Origin of the sequence: Treponema primitia ZAS-1, from assembly GCF_000297095.1 — a bacterium.
Taxonomy (GTDB): domain Bacteria; phylum Spirochaetota; class Spirochaetia; order Treponematales; family Breznakiellaceae; genus Termitinema; species Termitinema primitia_A.
Genome location: NZ_AEEA01000104.1, coordinates 1 through 20,132 on the forward strand (window position 1 = coordinate 1; position 20,132 = coordinate 20,132).

Here is a 20,132-nt window from a genome sequence, read left to right on the forward strand (position 1 = left end):
AATACGCGCTGCGTATTTCTCACTGCCCGTTCCCGCATAAGTGATGTAAATAATTGCTTGGTGACTATAGTGGAGGTGTTACACCCGTTCCCATTTCGAACACGGAAGTTAAGCCCTCTTACGCCGATGATACTGCCCTCCAGAAGGGTGGGAAAGTAGGTCGTCGCCAGGCTTTTTTTTATTTATTCCATATACCCGCCCTGCATGGGCTCCACCGCACGTTCTGAAAATAATTTCAACACCCCCCCGGAATACCGCTGGGGGTGCGGGCGCCAGCGGGCTTTCCGCTCCGTTAGAATCGCGTCTATTTCTTCAGGCGTCTTCCGTTCCCCCCTGATCCCCACTATTGCCAGAATTCGGTTCGGAATATCGATCTGTATCAGGTCCCCCTCTTCCACCAGGGCAATAGGCCCGCCGTCCGCCGCTTCGGGGGAAACATGCCCGATGGCGGGACCCTTGCTGGCCCCGGAAAAGCGGCCGTCGGTGATCAGGGCAATGGTTTTGCCCAGCTCCGCGTCGGAGCTGATGGCCTCGGTGGTGTAAAACATTTCGGGCATCCCGCTGCCCTTGGGGCCTTCATAGCGGATAAACACCGCATCCCCGGGCTTTATGCGGTGGGCCAATACCGCAGCCAGAGCCTCTTCTTCGCTGTCAAAGGGGCGGGCATGGAGCAGGGCGGTGAACATCTCCTTGGGAACCGCCGAATGTTTTACCACCGCTCCCCCGGGAGCCAGGTTCCCCTTCAGTATCCCTATGGCCCCGTTGGTATCTATGGCCTTGTCATAGGGGCGTATGATATCGGTACGTTTTATATGCCAGGGGGTAAGGTAGGTTTCGCATTTTTCAAAAAACCCTTCCTTCTTAATATCCTCAAGATTTTTCCCCAGGGTTTTCCCGGTCACCGTGAGGGCGTCCAGATGGAGGCTGCCCTTTAGTTCCTCCATGATTGCGGGAACACCCCCGGCATAGTAGAAAAACTGCGCGGGCCAGTGTCCGGTGGGGCGTATATCCAGAAGATAATGGGCGCCCCGGTGCAGGCGATCAAAGAGTTCACCATCAACAGTTAATCCGAACTCATGGGCAATGGCGGGGATGTGCAGGAGGCTGTTGGAACTCCCCGAAATAGCGGCGTGAACCATGATGGCGTTTTCAAAACTCTTCATGGTTACTATGTCCCGGGCCTTCAAGCCCATTTCCGCCAGCTTTACCGCCTGGGCCCCCGCTCGGCGGGCCGCTTCCCTCAGATCAGCGCAGGTGGCGGGCATCAGGGCGGTACCGGGAAGCATCAGACCCAGAGCTTCCGCCATGATCTGCATGGTGGAAGCGGTGCCCATAAAACTACAGGCCCCGCAGGAAGGACAGGCGTGGTGTTTATAATAGTTAAGCTGTTCACCGCTTATCTCACCCCGTTTTTCCATGGCGCTGTACTTCCCTATCTGTTCCAGGGTCAGGAGCTCCGGACCGGCGTCCATAACGCCCCCGGTAACAACGATGCTGGGAATATTAATGCGGCCTATGGCCATGAGATGGGCGGGCATACCCTTATCACAGCTGGCGATAAAGACGCCGGCGTCAAAGGTCGTGGCATTGGCGTGGATTTCTATCATATCCGCAATAATGGAACGGCTGACCAGGGAATAGTTGATCCCATCATGCCCCTGGGCCATGCCATCGCAGATGTCCGTGGCAAAATAGCGGGCCGCCCTGCCCCCGGATGCGGCAACCGACCGGCTCGCTTCTTCCACCAGTTCAAAGAGGTGGGCGCTGCCGGGATGGCTGTCCCCAAAGGTACTTTCCACAATGATTTGTGGTTTTTCAAGATCCTCAACGGTCCACCCCATACCTAAACGCAGGGGGTCCATTTCAGGGGCAAGGGCCCGGATTTTTTGACTGTTCAACATATATCTACAAAGCTCCCAAGCTAATACGGATCGTAAGGAAAATAAGGCTTAGCACACCGAAACCACTGTCACTGACATGGTAGTCCGGGAACCAACGGCGATCATCATAATAGCGGAAATAACCCAATAAAACCCCCAATTTCAAAATCATCAGATGATTTTTTTAAGGGCATTTTCCCTGACGGAAAAGGGTTTTCAGATTATTCCGGTTATAAATGATATGCAGGGTCATGGCGTCCGAGGCGCCGATGGGATCGTGTTCTTCAATGGCATTAACAATCAGCCGGTGAGTTTCAATGGTTTCCTTCCCTAACACCCGGTTAGAGGTATTAACAAACAGCATAATAGCCTGCTGAATGATTGGCATAAGGTTAGGTACCACCAGATTCCGGCTGATTTGGGCGATCCGGGTGTGAAATTCAACATCCTTATGGCTATGGTCCTTCCCGGTATTGATCAGATCTTCCACTTCCCGGGCCAGGGCCTTAATCTCCCGGATATCATTGGCGGAAGCGGTCTGGGCGGCCTGGGCGGCAATACGGGGTTCTATGAACAGACGTACCTCCAAAAGATCCATGGTGAGCTTTTCCTTGTCTTGGATAAAGGTAAACCCCAGGGGATCATCGGGTACCCCAAGCCGGTGCTCCGTCACAAAGGTACCTGCCCCCTGGCGTACCTCCAACACATTACGGCTCACCAGGGACCGAACCGCTTCCCGCAGGGTACTGCGCCCGACTCCCAGGAGGCGGGTTAACTCTAATTCGTTGGGAAGCTTTGCCCCCGGGGACAGATTCTTATCTAGGATGTACCGAATCAGATCTTCTGCGATTTGTTTTCCTAAGGATTTGCCGGTTTCCGCTTTTTTTTTCATATGTTTCTGCTATTAGCGCTGTACCCGTCCCGATGCATCGCCGCCGGCCAATTTTTCTACTTCCTCCACCGAAACCTGGTTAAAATCCCCTTCAATAGCGTGTTTCAGACAGCTTGCGGCCACGGCGAATTCCACTGTTTCCTGGGGAGAATAGCCCTGCAAGGTTCCGTAGATAAGCCCGGCGCCAAAACTGTCGCCCCCACCTACCCGATCGACGATATGTACGGGGTATTTTTTCGAAAAATACGCCGTATCGTCGGTGTAGAGCATGGCTGCCCAATTATTGTCGTTGGCGGAAATGGATTCCCGTAGGGTGATGGCGACCTTTTTAAACCCAAACCGGTCTGTCAGGACCTTCGCCACCTCCTGGTAGCCCTCCCGGTTGATCTTACCGGAGTTGATATCGGAATTTTTAGCATGGATACCGAACACATCCGAGGCGTCCTCCTCGTTGGCAATACAGACATCCACAAAGGGCATGAGGCGGCCCATCACCTCAGAGGCTTTATCCCGGGGCCAGAGGTTTTTCCGGTAATTAAGATCGCAGGAAACCGTAATGCCCCCGGCTTTGGCGATCCTGCAGGCTTCCAGGGTGATAGCCGCCGCCGCATCTCCGAGAGCCGGGGTAATTCCCGTAAAGTGAAACCAGGAAACCCCTGCAAAGATGGTCTTCCAGTCGAAGTCCCCAGGCTCCGCAGTTGCAATGGCTGAACCCGCACGATCGTAGATAACCTTTGAAGGCCGTTGAGAAGCGCCCTTTTCCAGAAAATAGATTCCCACCCGGTTACCTCCCCGGGCTATCTTTGAAGTATCCACCCCGAATTGGCGCAGACTGTTCACTGCGGCTTGGCCGATTTCGTGTTTCGGCAGTTTGGTAACAAAGGCAGCGTCCAATCCAAAGTTTGCCAGGGACACCGCCACGTTGGCTTCACCGCCGCCGTAGCTGGCGCCGAAGGAATCAGCCTGGACAAAGCGATAATACCCCTCAGGGGCAAGGCGTAACATAATTTCGCCAAAAGTAACAATCGTTCCCATGATAGCTCCTATTTTTGTACCAAATGTACCGCAAACCCGGCTATTTCATCCTCAAGATAGATTACCATAAGGTTCCCCTTGTCATTGGTCTTAACGCTGTCCCGGTTAAAACGTATACCCTGACGTTCAAGCCAGGAAAGCGCCCGGGGTAAACTGTTCGTCCCGATGCCGATATGACCGTTGGCGCCAAAGCCGGGGTTTTTCATGATTTCGATATTATCGCTGGAAAAGATCGATGAATTGCTATCTTTAAGGGAAAATCCGAAAAGGGCGCCGAACAGATTTGCTGCGCCGAGGGCCTCCTCCGCATTTTTAGCGTTGATGCCAAGGTGAGCTACGGAAAATCCCAGAATAATCTGAACCGCCTCTTTGCAGAGCCGGGTTATCGTTTCAAAATCTCCGGCATTTATCAGATCCGGCCCCACCATCCAGGAGCCGCCACAGGCAATGATCCGGTCATAGCCGATATATTTAACAATATTATGCTGGTTTATTCCCCCGGTGGGCATGAACTTGAGCTGGGAATAGGGGGCGGCAATGGCCTTGATATACTCCAAACCCCCTGACTGTTCTGCGGGGAAAAATTTTATCACCCCAAGGCCGAATTCAAGGGCTTGTTCAATGGCCGAAGGGTTGGAGCAGCCCGGTACTATGGGGATTCTCTTTTTGATACAGTGGGCCACCACCTTTGGATTAAATCCCGGACTTACAATAAATTGTGCCCCCGCCTGTATCGCCCGATCAACCTGATCGGTATTTAAAACCGTGCCGGCCCCAAGCAAGACCTCGGGTACTTCCGCGTGTATGCGGCGTATGGTCTCTTCCCCTGCGGCGGTCCTGAAGGTAATTTCCGCGCAGGGAATGCCCCCGGCGGCCAGAGCCTTTGCCAGGGGAACCGCCTTTTCGGCGTCATCAATTTTGACTACCGGGATTATCCCGATCTTTCCCAATTCTTCAAAAATAGTTTGCATATAAACACCTCAAATCATCAGATGTATTTACCTATTGTAGGGGCAAAATTCAGATATGTCAAGAAAATACTTAAAATTAGGGGTAGGTGATAGCGGGTATTTATATACGCTAAAGAAAAGTCTTTAAAATTCATCGGATGAATATTGCCGTGAAGCCTAAGGTTCCCCCTATAATGAAATTTGCTTTGTAATTTCTTGTATTAGCGGGCCGCAGATGATATGCTTACGTATCCGAACATAATCGGAGCATAAGAAAAACGTAAACCCTGAAGGATATATAATGAACATAGCCTTTGGCCATACTAATATGGATTTGGATTGCCTGGGGTCCCTGATTTTGGTACGGAAGCTTTTTCCGGAGTACCGGCTGGTGCGAAGCCGGCTTATCCATCCTGAGGCCCAGAACCTGTATGATTTTTATCAACAGTACTTTGATTTCCTGAACCCTAAGGATATCGAAACTGAGCTAATCGAGAAGATTATCATTGTGGATACCTGTATGGCGGAGCGGGTGGGGGAATATTTCAGCCATATACGGAATTCGGCGCCGGATATACGGATTTACGATCACCACCCTATAGAATTTTGCAATATCCAGGGTGCGAAGGTTGAGGGGGGGAATTACGGGGCCAATACGTCCTTCCTGGGAAAATTGGCCATGGAACAGGGGATACGGCTTCTGCCCGAGGAGGCGACCATTGCTCTGACGGGGATCTATGCCGATACGGGGCGGCTGATTTTTGAAAATGTCAGCCGGGTGGATTTTGAGGTTTCCGCCTGGCTCATGGATATGGGGGCTTCGTTAAAGCTGGTTAAGTCCTTTCTGGAAACCATCCGGGAGGACGCTCAGTTGGAGATCCTGAATCAGGCGCTTATGGCTTTACAGCCCCATGTCATCCAGGGCCATGAACTGCTCCTGAGTTACCTTGAACTGGGGGAGAACACCCCGGGCCTTGCGGCGGTGGTGGAAAAGATCATGGAAATACGGAACCCCGATGCGTTTTTTGCCCTTTTTGCCATTCCGAAAACAAAAACGGTGCTCCTCATAGCCCGCAGCCAGAAGGCTAAAATCAACCTCCACGAGCTGCTGCACGTCTATGGCGGCGGGGGGCATCAGCTGGCGGGTTCGGCGAAGATAAACGGGCGGGAAGGGCCTGAATTTTTTGAAGAATTTCTGGGCTACCTGGAACAATCCCTCACGCCGGCCACCCGGGCTGCCGACATCATGACCCGGGATGTCCACCGGGTGAGCGAAACCATGAGCCTTTTGGAGGCCTCCGTTTTTCTGGAAAAGGCGGATCTGACCGGGGCGCCGGTACTGGACGCTGAGGAAAATGTAAGCGGCTTTATCAGCCTCCGGGATATCATGAAGGGACGTAAGGCGGGGGTGATGAAAGCCCCGGTACGGGCTTATATGTCAAAGCCTGCGGTGACCGCCGGTAGTAACCTTACCATGCGGGAAATTGAGCGTATTTTTTATAAACACCATATAGGACGGCTGCCTATTGTGGAGGACCGTAAGCTCCTGGGCATTCTTACCCGCTGGGACTATCTGCAATATAGAAAACGTCAAGTCAGCCGGAAAGCGTAATTGTAGATGGCCAATACTTTTTTTTCCGATATGGTAAACAATCACTTTAACCCCGCTGCGGTTTTGGATATATCCCAGGGAGGCAATGTTTTAGTTATCAGCGACTTCCACATGGGCTGCGGCCGCCGGGACGATCTTGCCCAGAATGGGGTCCTGCTCATGGAGATGCTGGAGCACTATTATTTAAACGGAGACTGGACTATTGTCTTAAACGGAGATATCGAGGAGCTGCAGCGTTTTTCTCTTGAGAGCATTAGAGAACAATGGCCAAGGCTGTACCAGCTCTTTGATAAATTTAACGCCCGGGGGCGGCTGTATAAAACCCTTGGGAACCATGATGAGCAGCTTATCTTTGAAAAAAAGTATCCCTACGCGCTGTATGATGCGGTGCTTATTGAGACCGGCCTTATACCGCTCTATGTGTACCACGGGCATCAGTCTTCCAAGGTTTATACCAATTATAATAAGCTGCTTCAGATCGGCATACGGTATCTCCTCAAGCCCCTGGGGGTCCGGAATATTTCATCCGGCCGCAGCCCCTTCCGGCGTTTTCATGTAGAAAAGCAGGCCTATGATTTTTCCCTGGAGCATAACTGTATCTCCATCATCGGCCACACCCACCGGCCCCTCTTTGAATCCCTGGGACGTTTTGAATTTATTAAATTTGAAATTGAACGCCTGTGCCGGGATTACCCGGTCTCCCAGGGGGAAGATCGGGAGCGAATCGCAGAGGAGGTGCGGGCCCTGCGTATGGATCTGGGGAAGCTGAAGCGATCGGAAAAGCGGAATGCCATACGGGAGAGTCTCTATGGGGATGATCTTCCCGTACCCTGTCTCTTCAATTCCGGAAGCGCCATAGGCAGAAGGGGTATTAACGCCATTGAACTGGATAGGGAAAAAATTTCCCTGGTGTACTGGTTTGTCCAGGGCGAGGGGAAAAAATTTGTCAACCGGGGCCGTTACCCGGTATATATACTGCCGGGTACCAAATACTGCCGTACCGTCCTGAACCAGGACCGGTTCGAGTATGTGAAGGCGCGGATAGAACTATTGGGAAACGTTCCGGAAATAAACGCCGCTTGGGATTGAGGTCAGATAAATTTGCTTTTGATGAGGGAAAAATAGTTTTCCGCTTCCTCGGGGCTTTCCACCGCCTTGTCCGGTTCGTGGTATTCGATCAGGTGGGGGGGGATTTCCGCCAGAAAAGGTGAGGGGACACAGTCCGCGGTGTTCTGCAGGCGGCGCCGTTGGAGACAGCTGGTGATAAAGAGCTTGTCCCGGGCCCGGGTGATGGCCACGTAGAAAAGACGGCGTTCCTCTTCAAGGGCGCCGCCTTTTTGGTCTTCGTCCCCCTCCTCCATGCTTCGCTCGTGGGGGATGATGCCATCCTCAGCGCCGGCGATAAAGACCACGGGAAACTCCAGGCCCTTGGACGCATGGATGGTCATGAGGTTCACCTTCCCCTTGCCCGCCTCATCGTCCCCATCGTCCCGGGTAATTAAACTAATGCGGTTCAGGTAGGCGTAGATGCTGGGATCGAAGTTGTCCGGGTCCTTCTCCCAGGTTTCCATGGACTGGATGAGACTTTCTATGTTGAGGAATTTCCATTTGGCCATCTTATCATTTTTACTGTACTCCGTTACGAGGTAGGACCAGTAATCGATGCTGTCCACCAGGGCCCGGGTTTTTGCGGATAATCCCCGCTTGCCAAGCATCTCCTCCCGGTAGGTTTCGATGAGGGTCATAAATTCGTCGATCTCCGCCTTGCCCTTGGCAGCTTCCTGGAAAAGGGTGTCCGGAGAATAGCGGAGTTTTTCCATGGCGTCCCACAGGGTGGAATGATTCTTCCGTGCCAGATCCATCAGGGCCCCTATGGTAGTTTTTCCTATGCCGCGCCGGGGGGTGTTAATGATTCTGAGGAGATTCACATCATCGTTGGTGTTGGCGATGAGCCTGAGATAGGAAAGAACATCCTTAACTTCCTTGCGCTGGAAGAAGCTGGTTCCCCCGGAAACCCGGTAGGGGATATTCTCCGCCAGGAAGGCTTCCTCAATGCTGCGGGTCATGGAATTGGTCCTGAGCAGTACCCCGAAGTTATCGTATTTGAGCTTATCCTGGATCATGATTTTTTTTATTCCGCTGGCAATAAAGTCCGCTTCTTCACTTTCATTCTTGGGATGAAAGAGCTCCACCGGTTTGCCGCCCTTGTTACCGGACCAGAGCCGCTTTTCCTTACGGTTCGTATTGTTGGAGATAACCCCGTTGGCCGCTTCCAGGATGGTGGTGGTGGAACGGTAGTTTTGCTCCAGTTTGATCTCCACGGTCCCGGGGAAATCCTTTTCAAACATGACGATGTTTTCGTAGTTGGCCCCCCGCCAGGAATAGATGGACTGATCATCGTCCCCCACCACACAAACATTGCGGTCCGCCAGGAACCGCATAAGGCGGTACTGGGTAAAGCTGGTATCCTGAAACTCGTCCACCATGATGTAATGGTAACGGCTGCGGTACTTCTCCAGGACTTCGGGATGCTTTTCAAACAGCTCTATGGGGAGGGTCAGGAGATCGTCAAAATCCAGGGCGTTGTAAGTCTTCAGGCTGTGCTGATATTCTTTATACACCGGTTCGTAGGCATCGTTGGCGCCGTCCCCCCATGTAAAGCGCCCAATCTTGACGTTGGAAAAAAGCTGGCCCAGGGCGTAGAGGTCCACCCCTTCGGTGGAGAGCCGGCATTCACGGAGGCTTTCTTTGATAGCGGAGCCCCGGTCCGTTTCATCGTAGATAGAAAAATTTTTCCGGTACCCCAGGTGTTCTATTTCTTCCCGGAGTATCCGTACCCCAAAGGCGTGGAAGGTACTCACCGTCAGGTTTTGGAGTTTCTTTCCCGTTAGTTCTTTGACCCGTATTTCCATTTCCCGGGCAGCCTTGTTCGTAAAGGTGAGGGCCAGGATGGCGGACTGGGGTATACCAGTTTCCAGCATGTGGGCGATACGGTAGGTAATAACCCGGGTCTTTCCGGAACCGGCGCCGGCGATGATGAGTACCGGTCCTTCAATGGTCCTAACCGCCCGGAACTGCTGGTCATTCAGCTCCGCTTGAAGGTTTAGTTTCGACACGGACTATACTTCTTTTACAAAGATACGCAGGGCCTGTACGCCCAGGAGCATCACCGCGGTAACGATGGCCCCGGACGTAAGTACCCCGAGGATTACGGCGAGCATGGTTTTCCGCTTGCTTAGGCCAAGTACCCAAGACCCCAGGGTTCCGGTCCAGGCGCCGGTTATGGGCAAGGGGATGGCCACAAAGACCGCAATCCCAAGCCAGCCCCATTTTTCCACCTGGGCATGGAGTTTGACCCGGGCCCGTTCCACAAAGCGGTCAAAAATTTTTTCGTACCAGGCCATTTTACGGAAAACCCTGTGCAAGGTGGAAAGAAAGACCCAGCAGGCCGGCGCCACCAGGGCGTTGAGACCGGCGCAGTACAGATAGGCCCAGTACCAGGGTATCCCATTGGCAATAGCGAAGGGGATGCCCCCCCGGAGTTCAGAAATGGGCAGGAAAGAAAGCAGTGCGGTCCAGAGGAGTATTACAGGGGTATTCATTGAGAAAAGTTTAGCAGAAAATGCGGAATGAATAAAGCGTTTTGGACGGCGGCGCTATAACTATTGTTGTTCCGCCAGAAGCTTGGCGATTGCCTTTCCGGCTTTGCCCCGATGGCTGATTTGGTTCTTCTCTTCTGGGGTAAGTTCCGCCACGGTGCGGCCCAGTTGGGGGAGGTAGAGGATAGGGTCGTAGCCGAAGCCGCCCGCGCCGCGCTCTTCCCGGATCAGCTCCCCCTCCAGGGTTTCCTGGACCAGGTAGAAGCGGTCTTCGCTAAAGAGGAGTACCATGGCGCAGACGAACCGGGCTTGGCGGCTGGGATTGTCAGATCTGCTCTGCAGCTCTGATCTGCTTTGCAGCTCTGATCTGCTTTGCAGCTCTGATCTGCTTTGCAGCTCTTGGAGGAGCAGGGCGTTGCGGTCCCGGTCACTGAGCTTTTTGCCGCCTTCGGAGCCGTACCGTTCGGTACTGCCGTACCGGGCAGAGTAGATACCCGGCCGGCCGTCCAGGGCGTCCACGCAGAGGCCGGAATCATCGGCAATAACCGGGTCTTGGGAACCGCATCCGCTTGCCAGGACCAGGCGGCGGAGTTCCCGGGCTTTTATCAGGGCGTTTTCCCCAAAGGTGGCGCCCGTTTCATCGGGGTCGAAGGGGATTCCTTCATCGGCGGGGATTTTTATGAGGTGGCCGGGAAGAAGGCCTGAAAGTTCCGCCCTTTTATGGGTATTGCCGGTGGCAAACCAAATCGTCATAGGGGTATACTAGCATGAATTATGCGGGTGGGAAAGGATGAATAAACAGAGCGTATTGAAAGAATATTTTGGGTATACCACGTTTCGCCCCGGACAGGAGGAGCTTATCGACGCCATCCTGGCGGGCCGGGACGTGATGGCGGTAATGCCCACCGGCGCGGGGAAATCTATCTGCTATCAGATCCCGGCGATACTTCTGGATGGACTTACGGTGGTAATCTCCCCCCTGATATCCCTTATGAAGGATCAGGTAAACGCCTTGCAGGAAGCGGGGGTAAAGGCGGCGTACCTGAACAGCTCCATGGGGAGCGCCGAATATGGGGAAATTCTGCGGGGCCTGGCCCAGGGAGCATACCAAATCCTCTATATCGCCCCGGAGCGGCTCCTGCGGGAGGATCTCCGGGAGCAGATTGGGGATACGCCCATACCTCTGGTGGTGGTGGACGAGGCCCACTGTGTTTCCCAGTGGGGTCACGATTTCCGTCCCAGCTATCGTCTGATCGCCGAGTTTATCCGCCGTCTTCCGTCGCGTCCCCGGTTGGCAGCCTGTACCGCCACCGCTACAGCGAAGGTTAAGGAGGATATTCGGAGCCTCCTGGAACTGAAGGATCCGCTTTTGCTGACCACCGGATTTGACCGGCGGAATCTCTACTTTGGGGTTGAAAAACCAAAACAGAAATCCGAGGCCCTCCTGGGGTATCTGGAAAACCATAGAGGCCAAAGCGGTATTGTCTACTGTTCCACCAGGAAAAAAGTGGAGGAAGTCTGGGAACTCCTTGGCCGTTATGGTTTTGCCGCCACCAGGTATCATGCGGGGCTGGAAGACCGGGAACGCCATGAAAATCAGGACGATTTTATTTTTGACAGAAAAACTATCATGGTGGCCACCAACGCATTTGGCATGGGGATAGACAAGTCCAACGTATCCTTTGTGATCCATTACAATATGCCCAAGAACATTGAAAGCTATTACCAGGAGGCGGGGAGGGCAGGCCGGGACGGGGAAAATGCGGAGTGCATCCTTTTTTACAGCGGTCAGGATGTGCGGATCAATACCTTCCTGATCACCAACAACCAGGAGGAGGAGAACGAACGGGACGAAAAACAGGTGGAGCATAATCTGGAACTTTTAAAACAGATGACCTTCTACGCCACCGGTTCCGACTGCCTCCGCGCCCGGCTGCTCGCCTATTTTGGGGAAAAAAGTCCCGGCTATTGCGGCAACTGTTCCAACTGTAAAACTACCTTTGAGTCCGTGGACATTACCCTGGAAGCCCGGAAGATCATTTCCTGTATTTACCGTTTAAAAGAGCGGGGCCGGAATTTTGGAAAAATTATGATCATTGATATTCTGCGGGGCAGTAAAACGAAAAAGATCACTTCCCAGGGTCTGGATACCCTGAGTACCTACGGGATCATGGCGGATACCGATGCCCACCGGATCCGAAATATCCTGGACTATCTTATCGATCAGAAATATCTAAGGGTGGAGCCCGGGGAATATCCCGTGGTGGACCTTGGCGATAAAGCCCGGGAAATCATTGTGGAGAAAGCGCCATTAACAATGATGCTGCCCGCCGCGGTTCCCGTTTCGAAGGCTGCCCCTCCTCCCGTGTTTCAGGCAGAGTTAACGGATCGGCCTGTGGACGAGTCCAACAGTTTTGCGGTTACCAAGATCTACGGGAAGCCAAAGCCCGCCGTCCCGGACGCAGCTCCGGTGGACGAAGCGCTCTTAACAAAGCTCAAGGACCTGCGCCGGGAACTGGCCCAGGCCGGCCATGTCCCCGCATACATCGTATTCTCCGACGCCGCCCTGCGGGACATGTGCCGCAAACAGCCAACCACCAAAGCGGCATTCCTTGGGGTGTCCGGCGTAGGGGAGGTGAAGATGGAGAAGTACGGCGAGGCTTTTACCAAGCTAATAAGGGACTTTAACTCTTCTCCAGCTTCAACGTGATGGTCGGCTGATCGCAGATCTCCGCGGGGCCGTAGTATTGTATCGAGCCGGGGTAGATAAAGCTGGTCTTGACCGACCATGTTTCCCGTTCGGCGGCGAAGGTTTTGAAGGGTTTGCCCTCCAGTTCCACCAGGGCCTTCCGGATTACCGGTTTGTCGGCGCCGTGGCGGTGTTCCATGTTCATCATCATGGTCAGGGGGACCCCGCCGGCTATCCACTGGTCCGCAGGGGCAACCAGGTTTTTTACGCTGGAAAGGTAGCCCGTAAGGCCCGAGGCGATGAGCACAAAGGCGCTGAACCCAAGGCTGTAGCAATAGTCTGCATCGAAGTTGGTGGGGAAGGCGCAGCGGCCTTCGTAACCAAAGAAATGGCCCAGGGCGCTGAATGTGCCCTTGTAGGTTCCCGCTTTTTTAAGATCCCTTAGTTTGCTCTCCGTCATGCCCATGAGTAGTTTTTCTGTTTCGATACGGGATACCTGAACATTGCCGTGGGGATCCCGGTCCATGAGGAGTTCCTTGGCAATTTCTTCCGGAAGGCTCTTGAAGAGATACCCCGAGGGATCCGAAAGCTGTGTTACCAGCCAGTCGGTCTGGGCATGAAAACTTCCCTGCTCGGAAAATTCTTTTTCCTTGTTGGCCATAATATCGTTCAGTTCCTCAATGAGTTTTTTCATTTCCGGAATGAATTCAACCAGCCCCTCGGGGATAAGCACCACCCCGAAATTTTCCTTGTTATCCGCCCGCTTAACCACGGAACTGCATATCTGATCCACCACCTGACCCAGGGATAGTTTCTTGGCCTCCACTTCTTCGGAGATGAAACAGATATTCGGCTGGGTTTGGAGAGCGCACTCCAGGGTGATGTGGCTGGCGGAACGGCCCATGAGTTTGATAAAGTGCCAGTATTTTTTGGCGCTGTTGGCGTCCCGCTCAATATTTCCGATAAGCTCGCTGTAGGTCTTTACCGCCGTGTCGAACCCAAAGGAGATTTCGATGTTTTCATTTTTTAGATCCCCGTCTATGGTTTTAGGACAGCCGATAACCTGTATGTCCGATCCCTTGGCAAGGAAGTACTCCGCCAGAAGGGCAGCATTGGTGTTGGAATCGTCCCCGCCTATGATTACCACCGCGTTAAGCCCCAGTTTTTTGGCGGTTTCCAGGGAAGCGGCAAACTGTTCCGGACTTTCGATCTTGGTCCGTCCGGAACCGATCATGTCGAAGCCCCCGGTATTCCGGTAGATGTCCATCATGGGGTCGTTTATTTCCACAGTTTTATTATCAATAAGGCCGCTGGGACCTCCCAAAAGACCGAAAAGTTTTGAACCGGGATTTCCCTTCTTGAGACCGTCATAGAGACCGGCGATTACATTGTGTCCCCCCGGGGCCTGACCGCCCGAGAGGATCACCCCCACGGAAAGTTTGCGGCTTATGGCGTCATTCTTGCCCTGTATAAAGGTGGCCAGGGGTTTGCCATAGGTTTCTTTAAAACGGGCTTTCAATGCGCCCTGATCCGATATGGATTCGGTGGGGTTTCCTAACTGAACTGCTATGTCTGTTACCGGCCTGGATAAACTACCGGGAAGTTTTGGTTTGTAGGTATAGCGGACTCTTTGCAGCGCCGACAATTCCATGGTGTGCTCCTTTGAAAACTTAAATAGAATAGGGAGATAGTATACCTAAAACCGGGAGACAATTTCAAGTTCTTGGCGCATTTTCAGCCGATGGTTGTTCCCAGGAACTTTTCTCCCCGGAGTATTTTTTTAAGGTTTTCCAGGTCGCGCCCTGCGGCGCAGATAACCCGCAGGCCGAGCTCCGCGGCGCGCCGGCTTGCTATGGGGTCGAAGGGGACATTCTTGCCCGGGGTCCATTCATCCCCAACCAGGATACGGAAATCCGGCCAGGAGATGGCGTCTATCGGCTTTGCCTGGGGGTTTTTCTTGGGATCATCCGTGTAGACCCGCTCAATGTTGGAGAGGTTGATCACCGAGTCTGCCCGGAACCGTTCCGCCAGAAGCACGGCGTCGTTGTCCGAGGAGAAGCCCGGTTTCCAGCCCGCAGCTACCAGGACTTTCCCGGTCATATCCGCCGCTTGGGTGGGGTCCGTAATCACATCCTGGGAACACCACTCGCCCATAAGAGCCCTGACCAGCTGGGCATTGAGTCTGGTAGCCATTACCCCGATCCAATCAGCCTCGTTGTTATCGGCTTTTTTGCCCCCGGTTGCGGAGATTTCCCGGTAGGCATTCTGGTAGACCCGGGCGGGTCCGCCGCCGCCGACCACAAAGATGAAACGCCGTTCCGCCTCCGCCTCAAGAAATTCCCGGATCAGGGCGACAAAGTTCTTTAAAAAGGCTTCGTCCACCGTATCGGGGGCTACAATAGAACCACCCAGAGAAATGACCGTTATCATACCATGCTCCTTATGGATAATCTTTCACTGATAGTAGACACCGTTGATTGTAACGTCACTCCACAGTGATGAATAGGACTCCAAACCACCCACGGCTTCTTCCCAGAGGTTCTGCAGGGCATAATCCCTTTCCCGTACGGCAACCCGGCCCCGGGGATCCATATGGGAGAGGGTGGTAAAGCCCCGGGAGAAGCTTATCCGCTGGTTGTCCAGGTTGCCAAAGTAGTAGTTTGCCCTATCCGCCCGGAGTATAAAAGACGGCGGGGCAGCGCCTGCCCCCAGGGCTGGATCCACCGGTATCCAGCCAAAACCATCTATCCAGAATTCGGCCCAATAATGACGGCTGAGCATACGGTTCCGGTCCAGGAGGACCCCGGAGACGGGAATTGCAGGTATACCCGCGGAACGGGCCATGGTACAGAAGAGTAGGGCAGCCCTATAGGGGTCCGCTTTTTTTTCTTCCAGGGCTTCCAGGGGTCCGCCCGCAAGCTCTTCCCACTGGATTCCCCCCTTGGTGAGGAGATACTCGTAGATACGCTGGGCCCGAATATAGGGGTTTTGTTCCCTCCCTATAAGGGCGGCGGTCTGCTCTTTTATCCGGGGATCATCCGAAGGGATCCGGGAGCTGGGCGCGGTATAGGCAGCCCTAACCGGGGAGGCTAAGGAAGCGGTGTTTCCGGAGGCGATTGTTATGGAATTGGTCCTGATATCGGTTTCTACCGTATAAACCTCCACCAGATAGGACAGGCTGATCCCCGCAGCGGTATTACTTTCTAAATTCTGCATCTGAAAAAGGGAGGTTCCCCGATAATTTTCAATAAAGGGCTCCACATTACGGGATAGGATCCGGATATTCCGCTGGGAAGCAGAATTGACCGGCTGGGGAAGCCAAAGGTAAAGCCGGTTTGGCCCTTCCGCCTCCTGAACCCGGATATCCACGGCGTAGGAAATAGCGTAGTTCCGTTTATCCTTATAGGTCTTGGTTCCCGGTTTGCCGATGATGTCGAAAAACATCGGCCTGGCGTTTCCCCGTGGGGTATGGACCGTGAGGTTCCCCCCGATAGCTCCGTCGGGAACCCTGACCCGGATTTCCCGCTCACTCCAAAGCTCATAGCCAAATTCGGTTTCCGAAACTTCTACCGAACCCGGGCCGCTTACCCCTGTCGGCGCCGACGGGGACAGTTGTGCATCCCAGGCAAAAAACACCCCACCGCCCTCTCGGGAGGCGCCGAAACCGCTTCCCCGGATGGTTACCACGGAACCCACCGCCCCGGCCGGAGGTTCTATGGAGAGGATGTTGGGCTCAATACCGGTATATTCCCCCTGGATAGTCTGGGGCATGGTTGACCGGTTGGAAAACAGGGCGGAGTTGCTTTTTCTATTGCCCCGGTAAACACAGACCAGTCCGGAATCTCCAAACTCGGGGATCCGTACCAGAATCCGGGTATCGGTCCATTCAATGTAGGATGAAGTGGTGGGGGTTATCCCCCCTATGGTAACGTAGGATTCTTCCCGGGTAGCTCCAAAATTTTCCCCTGTTATAGTGAGGACCTCCCCCATTATCCCTATCCGGGGACTAATCAAGTGGATCCGGGGCTGTCGGTCTATACATGAAAAAAAAAGGAGTATGAATGGAAAAAATAAGAAGAGCCGTCTCATTCCGGTAACGCGCGCTCCGGAGAGGAATTGTTTGCCGTCGCAGAGGATTCTCTTGCGGGTTCTGTATAGGGGCGTAGTTCCAGTTGAATTTCTATATGGGCTTCGTTTTCGGAACTTACCTTTCCCAGGGGGAAGAAGTATATCTGTTCACCGAATTCCAGGGGGATGGACTGAAGGGTCGTTTGGTAACGGATCCCTTGGTTGGGCACATTTATCCAGATCTGGCCTTGGGCAACCAGAAGGCTCCGCCCATTTTCCTGTTGATAGGGGGTGAACTGGGCAAAAACCACAACATTTTCCCCGATAAGCTTAAGGCTCACCGGCCTACCCAGGATAGTTATCTTGGAATTGTTGGAATTCCAGATTTCGTCCTGGTTTTGCTCCACTATCCTGGCAACGATGTTCAGCACCACCGCCCGTTCCCGCAGACCGGGCAGCATACTATCCGGAAACGCTTCCTGGCCGGAAACTGTCACACCGGCGGCCAAAAATAGCAAACCGCCGATGAATGTAAGCCTCTGTAAATAAGGATGCCGGTTCATCGGGATCCTTCGGACTTCCGTCCGCTGTAATCTGCCGCCCGGATCATGGCCGGTTCTCCGGAACTCATAAAATTCCTACTTTCCGGCAGGCGGATTATTACGATATCCGAAGAATCATCCCCCAAATATTGTAAAACCCCATTCAAATCTGAAATGGGCATAATTGTTTGCATATCCAGGGAGGCCAGGGTTGAATCTGCAGGAGCGGTGTCCGGAGTACTTCGAAGGAAGAAGAAGCCAAAAGCGAGGATCAGCGCAGCAGCTGTGGCAGCAAGCAGGGGCAGGGGCACCGAAACGGAGCGGCCCCAAATCTGTACCGGACGCTCCCGGATCGCCGCATCGGGGTTACTAAGCCGCTGCCAGACCCGTTCCGTTAGGGCAGCCGCAGAGAACCGCTCTTCTTCCAGTGTTCCGGAAAGCTGCCGGAACTGTTCCAAACGGCTTGTACAGTGGGAACAATCCCGAAGATGGGCTTCAAGCTTTTCTTTCCAGGGAGACGGCAATTCCCCATCGTAATAAAGGGAAAGTATTTGAGGATCAGGGCACATATGAACCATCCTTGCGGAAGGGGCCTTCCGCTTTTAAAAGCCCGGCCAGACGTTCCCGGGCTCTGAATACCCGGACCTTCACATTACCTTCACTAATGCCAAGAACTTGGCCAATTTTCTTATAATTAAGCTCACCATATTCTCTTAAAATTAAAACCATCCGTAAATTCTTCGGCAATTTTCGCAATGCCTCCTGAATTTCCTCCTTGGATTCCTTCTTTAACAGCGCGCTTTCGCCGGTCTCCGGGCTCCGAATATCTTCCCGAAAGGCCTTTTGATAGGCTTTTCGCTCTCTGTCCTTACGTTTCGCATAATTCAGAGATGCGTTTGTTGCCACCCTGATAAGCCAGTACTTGGCCTCCTCGGGGTTGGGGAAAACCATCTTTTTTTCGTACAGCCGGAAAAAAGCATCCTGACAAAGGTCCTCTGCAGCTTCCTCGCTGTTGGTTATACGGTACACCACCCGAAACAGTATAGGAAATACGGTATCGTAAAGCCGGCGGAACTCTGCAACAGACTCATCCCCCTCTGATCCTGAAAACAATTTATCCCCTTGGTTGTTACATTATTCTACAGTTAAATTAACGGCGCTTTATATACGGCGCCATACGGCGCCCTTGGGGCCATCTTCCAGCAAAATTCCCCGCTCTTTTAGGGTATCCCGTATACGATCCGCGGTATTAAAATCCTTTGCCTTCTTCGCCTCCGCCCGTTTCGCTATCAACGCTTCAATTTCCGCTATTTCTTCCGGGTTTCCCCGGTTTGTATCCAATCGTTTCTCCGCTTCGGCGGCCGCCCGGGCAAAGATGCCCAGCCCCAGTATACGGTCCATCTCGAAGGCCGTTTGTAGGGCATCTGCGCTTTGCACCGTGCCATCTCTTAGCAGCCCCCAGAGTTCCGCCAGAGCCCGGGGTGTGTTAAGGTCTTCATCCAGGGCTTTGTCAAAAGCCTCAAGATAGGTCCCTGCCTTTCCTTGGGTAAGCGAATCCGGCAAAGTCCCCTTAACGGTGGGAAGACCCCCGGCTTTTTCCACCAGGGCCAATATACGGTCTCCCAGAGATTTCCGGGCGTTCCGGGCGCCGTCCAGGGCATCGTAGGAGAATTGGATTTGGCTGCGGTAATGGCCCCCCAGGAGGAAGTACCGGTAGTCCAGGGCATCGTAGCCATCGTCAACCAGGGTCTGGAGGGTGAGAAAGTTCCCGGAGGATTTGGACATCTTCCCCTTATCCTGGATAAGAAATTCGTTGTGGACCCAGTAATTCACCCAGGGATGCTTTTTGGTAGCCGCCTCACTCTGGGCAATCTCGTTGGTGTGGTGAATGGTAATGTGGTCGATACCCCCGGCGTGGATATCAAACTGTTCCCCCAGGTACTTAATACTCATGGCGGAACATTCGATATGCCAGCCCGGATACCCCCGGCCCCAGGGACTGTCCCAGACCAGGGCTTGGTTTTCAAATTTGCTCTTGGTAAACCAGAGGACAAAGTCGTAGGGATTCTGTTTATTTTCGTCTACTTCGATCCGGGCTCCGGGTTTACGATCTTCAAGGTTGATCAGCGCCAAGTCCCCGTAGGAAGCAAACTTAGTGATATCGAAATAGAGGTTCCCCCCGGCGGAGTAGGTAAACCCGTTAGCCTCGATCCGCTTGATCAGGGCGATCATCTCCTGTATATGCTCCGTAGCCTTACAGACCACCGTGGGGCGGATGATATTCATCCTCCCCGTATCGTTGAAAAAGGCATTGGTATAGAAATCCGCAACTTCCAGGACCGTCTTGCCCCGTTCCTCCGCGGATTTTACCATTTTGTCGTCCCCGCTGTCGTTATCCCCGGAAAGGTGCCCCACATCGGTGATATTCATCACATGGGTTACGGTATACCCCCGCCGTCGCAGGGTCCGTACCAGAATATCGTGGGTAAGGTAGGCCCGGAGGTTTCCGATATGGGCATAATTATAAACCGTGGGCCCGCAGCCGTAAAAGCCAACCTCGTTTTGTTTAATCGACTCAAAAACCTGTAGTTTCCGTCCCAGGGTGTTATAGAGGGTTAACGCCATGATTTACTGTAGGGGAAAAAATCGAAAAAATCAAGGGCGGTAGGTGCGGGTCTATGCCGATCGGTGCCGGTTCGGAAACAACGTCTCTTTTTTTCGGATTTATCGGCAAATCGGGAGGGAAGAGGGGCATCCCCGGCGCTCGCACGCTTGTAGAGTCTGCTTCCGCAGCCCCGCTGCGCGGGTCTACTCCAGCAGGGAATTCCAAATGTGCTTGACCGGGGATGCCCCTCTTCCCTCCCG

17 protein-coding genes and 1 rRNA gene are annotated in these 20,132 nt (G+C 53.4%); 4 read left to right on the forward strand and 14 right to left on the reverse strand.

The genetic code is table 11. From position 1 onward, the window contains the following. Window positions 1-56: 56 nt before the first annotated feature. Window positions 57-172 (forward strand): 5S ribosomal RNA (gene rrf / locus TPRIMZ1_RS0114240). Window positions 173-182: 10 nt separating this feature from the next. Here the strand turns inward: rrf and ilvD are convergent. The 4 genes from ilvD to eda all read right to left on the reverse strand — a co-directional run bounded on the left by ilvD (window position 183) and on the right by eda (window position 4,778). After that, window positions 183-1,901, reverse strand: a complete 1,719-nt coding sequence (gene ilvD / locus TPRIMZ1_RS0114245; RefSeq protein WP_010261460.1) for a dihydroxy-acid dehydratase — start codon at window positions 1,899-1,901, stop codon at window positions 183-185. Window positions 1,902-2,064: 163 nt separating this feature from the next. Continuing rightward, window positions 2,065-2,772, reverse strand: coding sequence for a FadR/GntR family transcriptional regulator (locus tag TPRIMZ1_RS0114250; RefSeq protein ID WP_010261462.1), 708 nt, complete (start codon window positions 2,770-2,772; stop codon window positions 2,065-2,067). Window positions 2,773-2,784: 12 nt separating this feature from the next. Next, entirely contained in the window at window positions 2,785-3,807 is a 1,023-nt protein-coding gene (locus TPRIMZ1_RS0114255; RefSeq protein ID WP_010261465.1) for a sugar kinase, read from the reverse strand. 8 nt (window positions 3,808-3,815) lie between these two features. Beyond that, window positions 3,816-4,778: a bifunctional 4-hydroxy-2-oxoglutarate aldolase/2-dehydro-3-deoxy-phosphogluconate aldolase gene (gene eda / locus TPRIMZ1_RS0114260; protein WP_010261469.1), complete on the reverse strand. Its 963-nt coding sequence runs from the start codon at window positions 4,776-4,778 to the stop codon at window positions 3,816-3,818. 280 nt (window positions 4,779-5,058) lie between these two features. Here eda and TPRIMZ1_RS0114265 point away from each other — a divergent pair, with 280 nt between their 5' ends. Next, the gene (locus TPRIMZ1_RS0114265; RefSeq protein ID WP_010261473.1) at window positions 5,059-6,369 is read left to right on the forward strand and encodes a CBS domain-containing protein; all 1,311 of its coding nucleotides are present in this window, start codon (window positions 5,059-5,061) and stop codon (window positions 6,367-6,369) included. 6 nt (window positions 6,370-6,375) lie between these two features. Further along, window positions 6,376-7,458, forward strand: a complete 1,083-nt coding sequence (locus TPRIMZ1_RS0114270; RefSeq protein WP_010261476.1) for a metallophosphoesterase — start codon at window positions 6,376-6,378, stop codon at window positions 7,456-7,458. Window positions 7,459-7,460: 2 nt separating this feature from the next. On the opposite strand, the gene TPRIMZ1_RS0114275 is transcribed toward TPRIMZ1_RS0114270, so the two are convergent. Genes TPRIMZ1_RS0114275 through TPRIMZ1_RS0114285 form a run of 3 tightly spaced genes read right to left on the reverse strand, consistent with a single transcriptional unit; the run spans window position 7,461 to window position 10,721 of the window. Next, window positions 7,461-9,485: an ATP-dependent helicase gene (locus TPRIMZ1_RS0114275; protein WP_010261479.1), complete on the reverse strand. Its 2,025-nt coding sequence runs from the start codon at window positions 9,483-9,485 to the stop codon at window positions 7,461-7,463. 3 nt (window positions 9,486-9,488) lie between these two features. Continuing rightward, complete coding sequence (locus TPRIMZ1_RS0114280) at window positions 9,489-9,971, reverse strand: COG2426 family protein (RefSeq protein WP_010261482.1); 483 nt, start codon at window positions 9,969-9,971, stop codon at window positions 9,489-9,491. Between the two features lie 60 nt (window positions 9,972-10,031). Further along, the gene (locus TPRIMZ1_RS0114285; RefSeq protein ID WP_010261484.1) at window positions 10,032-10,721 is read right to left on the reverse strand and encodes a non-canonical purine NTP pyrophosphatase; all 690 of its coding nucleotides are present in this window, start codon (window positions 10,719-10,721) and stop codon (window positions 10,032-10,034) included. Between the two features lie 37 nt (window positions 10,722-10,758). On the opposite strand from TPRIMZ1_RS0114285, the gene recQ reads away from it, so the two are divergent. Next, window positions 10,759-12,678 carry a DNA helicase RecQ gene (gene recQ, locus TPRIMZ1_RS0114290; RefSeq protein WP_010261487.1) on the forward strand — a complete coding sequence of 640 codons (1,920 nt, stop codon included), beginning with the start codon at window positions 10,759-10,761 and terminating at the stop codon, window positions 12,676-12,678. Here the strand turns inward: recQ and TPRIMZ1_RS0114295 are convergent. From TPRIMZ1_RS0114295 to cysS, 7 genes are all read right to left on the reverse strand, one after another. Continuing rightward, a complete protein-coding gene (locus tag TPRIMZ1_RS0114295; RefSeq protein ID WP_010261490.1) occupies window positions 12,653-14,308 on the reverse strand; it encodes a diphosphate--fructose-6-phosphate 1-phosphotransferase in 1,656 nt (551 codons plus the stop codon). The two genes, recQ and TPRIMZ1_RS0114295, sit on opposite strands and share 26 nt — an antisense overlap. A gap of 83 nt (window positions 14,309-14,391) precedes the next feature. Next, window positions 14,392-15,087 carry a UMP kinase gene (pyrH, locus tag TPRIMZ1_RS0114300; RefSeq protein WP_010261493.1) on the reverse strand — a complete coding sequence of 232 codons (696 nt, stop codon included), beginning with the start codon at window positions 15,085-15,087 and terminating at the stop codon, window positions 14,392-14,394. A 24-nt stretch (window positions 15,088-15,111) separates the two neighbouring features. Next, window positions 15,112-16,746 (reverse strand): transglutaminase domain-containing protein, encoded by a 1,635-nt coding sequence (locus tag TPRIMZ1_RS0114305; protein ID WP_010261496.1) that lies wholly within the window; start codon window positions 16,744-16,746, stop codon window positions 15,112-15,114. After that, window positions 16,743-17,288 (reverse strand): hypothetical protein, encoded by a 546-nt coding sequence (locus TPRIMZ1_RS0114310; RefSeq protein WP_010261499.1) that lies wholly within the window; start codon window positions 17,286-17,288, stop codon window positions 16,743-16,745. The genes TPRIMZ1_RS0114305 and TPRIMZ1_RS0114310 overlap by 4 nt, the downstream gene beginning before the upstream one ends. Next, window positions 17,285-17,836, reverse strand: coding sequence for an anti-sigma factor family protein (locus TPRIMZ1_RS0114315; RefSeq protein ID WP_010261503.1), 552 nt, complete (start codon window positions 17,834-17,836; stop codon window positions 17,285-17,287). Before TPRIMZ1_RS0114315 ends, TPRIMZ1_RS0114310 begins: the two co-directional genes overlap by 4 nt. Next, window positions 17,826-18,380, reverse strand: coding sequence for an RNA polymerase sigma factor (locus TPRIMZ1_RS0114320; RefSeq protein WP_010261507.1), 555 nt, complete (start codon window positions 18,378-18,380; stop codon window positions 17,826-17,828). Before TPRIMZ1_RS0114320 ends, TPRIMZ1_RS0114315 begins: the two co-directional genes overlap by 11 nt. A 48-nt stretch (window positions 18,381-18,428) precedes the next feature. Next, window positions 18,429-19,892 carry a cysteine--tRNA ligase gene (cysS, locus tag TPRIMZ1_RS0114325; RefSeq protein WP_010261509.1) on the reverse strand — a complete coding sequence of 488 codons (1,464 nt, stop codon included), beginning with the start codon at window positions 19,890-19,892 and terminating at the stop codon, window positions 18,429-18,431. Window positions 19,893-20,132 lie beyond the last annotated feature (240 nt).

What these genes read in the sequence shown, in the direction of transcription:
- ilvD (WP_010261460.1), bottom strand. Translation starts at nt 1,901, where the DNA reads ATGTTGAACAGTCAAAAAATCCGGGCCCTTGCCCCTGAAATGGACCCC.
- TPRIMZ1_RS0114295 (WP_010261490.1), bottom strand. Translation starts at nt 14,308, where the DNA reads ATGGAATTGTCGGCGCTGCAAAGAGTCCGCTATACCTACAAACCAAAA.
- eda (WP_010261469.1), bottom strand. Translation starts at nt 4,778, where the DNA reads ATGCAAACTATTTTTGAAGAATTGGGAAAGATCGGGATAATCCCGGTA.
- TPRIMZ1_RS0114315 (WP_010261503.1), bottom strand. Translation starts at nt 17,836, where the DNA reads ATGTGCCCTGATCCTCAAATACTTTCCCTTTATTACGATGGGGAATTG.
- TPRIMZ1_RS0114255 (WP_010261465.1), bottom strand. Translation starts at nt 3,807, where the DNA reads ATGGGAACGATTGTTACTTTTGGCGAAATTATGTTACGCCTTGCCCCT.
- TPRIMZ1_RS0114280 (WP_010261482.1), bottom strand. Translation starts at nt 9,971, where the DNA reads ATGAATACCCCTGTAATACTCCTCTGGACCGCACTGCTTTCTTTCCTG.
- TPRIMZ1_RS0114265 (WP_010261473.1), top strand. Translation starts at nt 5,059, where the DNA reads ATGAACATAGCCTTTGGCCATACTAATATGGATTTGGATTGCCTGGGG.
- pyrH (WP_010261493.1), bottom strand. Translation starts at nt 15,087, where the DNA reads ATGATAACGGTCATTTCTCTGGGTGGTTCTATTGTAGCCCCCGATACG.
- cysS (WP_010261509.1), bottom strand. Translation starts at nt 19,892, where the DNA reads ATGGCGTTAACCCTCTATAACACCCTGGGACGGAAACTACAGGTTTTT.
- TPRIMZ1_RS0114285 (WP_010261484.1), bottom strand. Translation starts at nt 10,721, where the DNA reads ATGACGATTTGGTTTGCCACCGGCAATACCCATAAAAGGGCGGAACTT.
- TPRIMZ1_RS0114310 (WP_010261499.1), bottom strand. Translation starts at nt 17,288, where the DNA reads ATGAACCGGCATCCTTATTTACAGAGGCTTACATTCATCGGCGGTTTG.
- TPRIMZ1_RS0114305 (WP_010261496.1), bottom strand. Translation starts at nt 16,746, where the DNA reads ATGAGACGGCTCTTCTTATTTTTTCCATTCATACTCCTTTTTTTTTCA.
- recQ (WP_010261487.1), top strand. Translation starts at nt 10,759, where the DNA reads ATGAATAAACAGAGCGTATTGAAAGAATATTTTGGGTATACCACGTTT.
- TPRIMZ1_RS0114250 (WP_010261462.1), bottom strand. Translation starts at nt 2,772, where the DNA reads ATGAAAAAAAAAGCGGAAACCGGCAAATCCTTAGGAAAACAAATCGCA.
- TPRIMZ1_RS0114270 (WP_010261476.1), top strand. Translation starts at nt 6,376, where the DNA reads ATGGCCAATACTTTTTTTTCCGATATGGTAAACAATCACTTTAACCCC.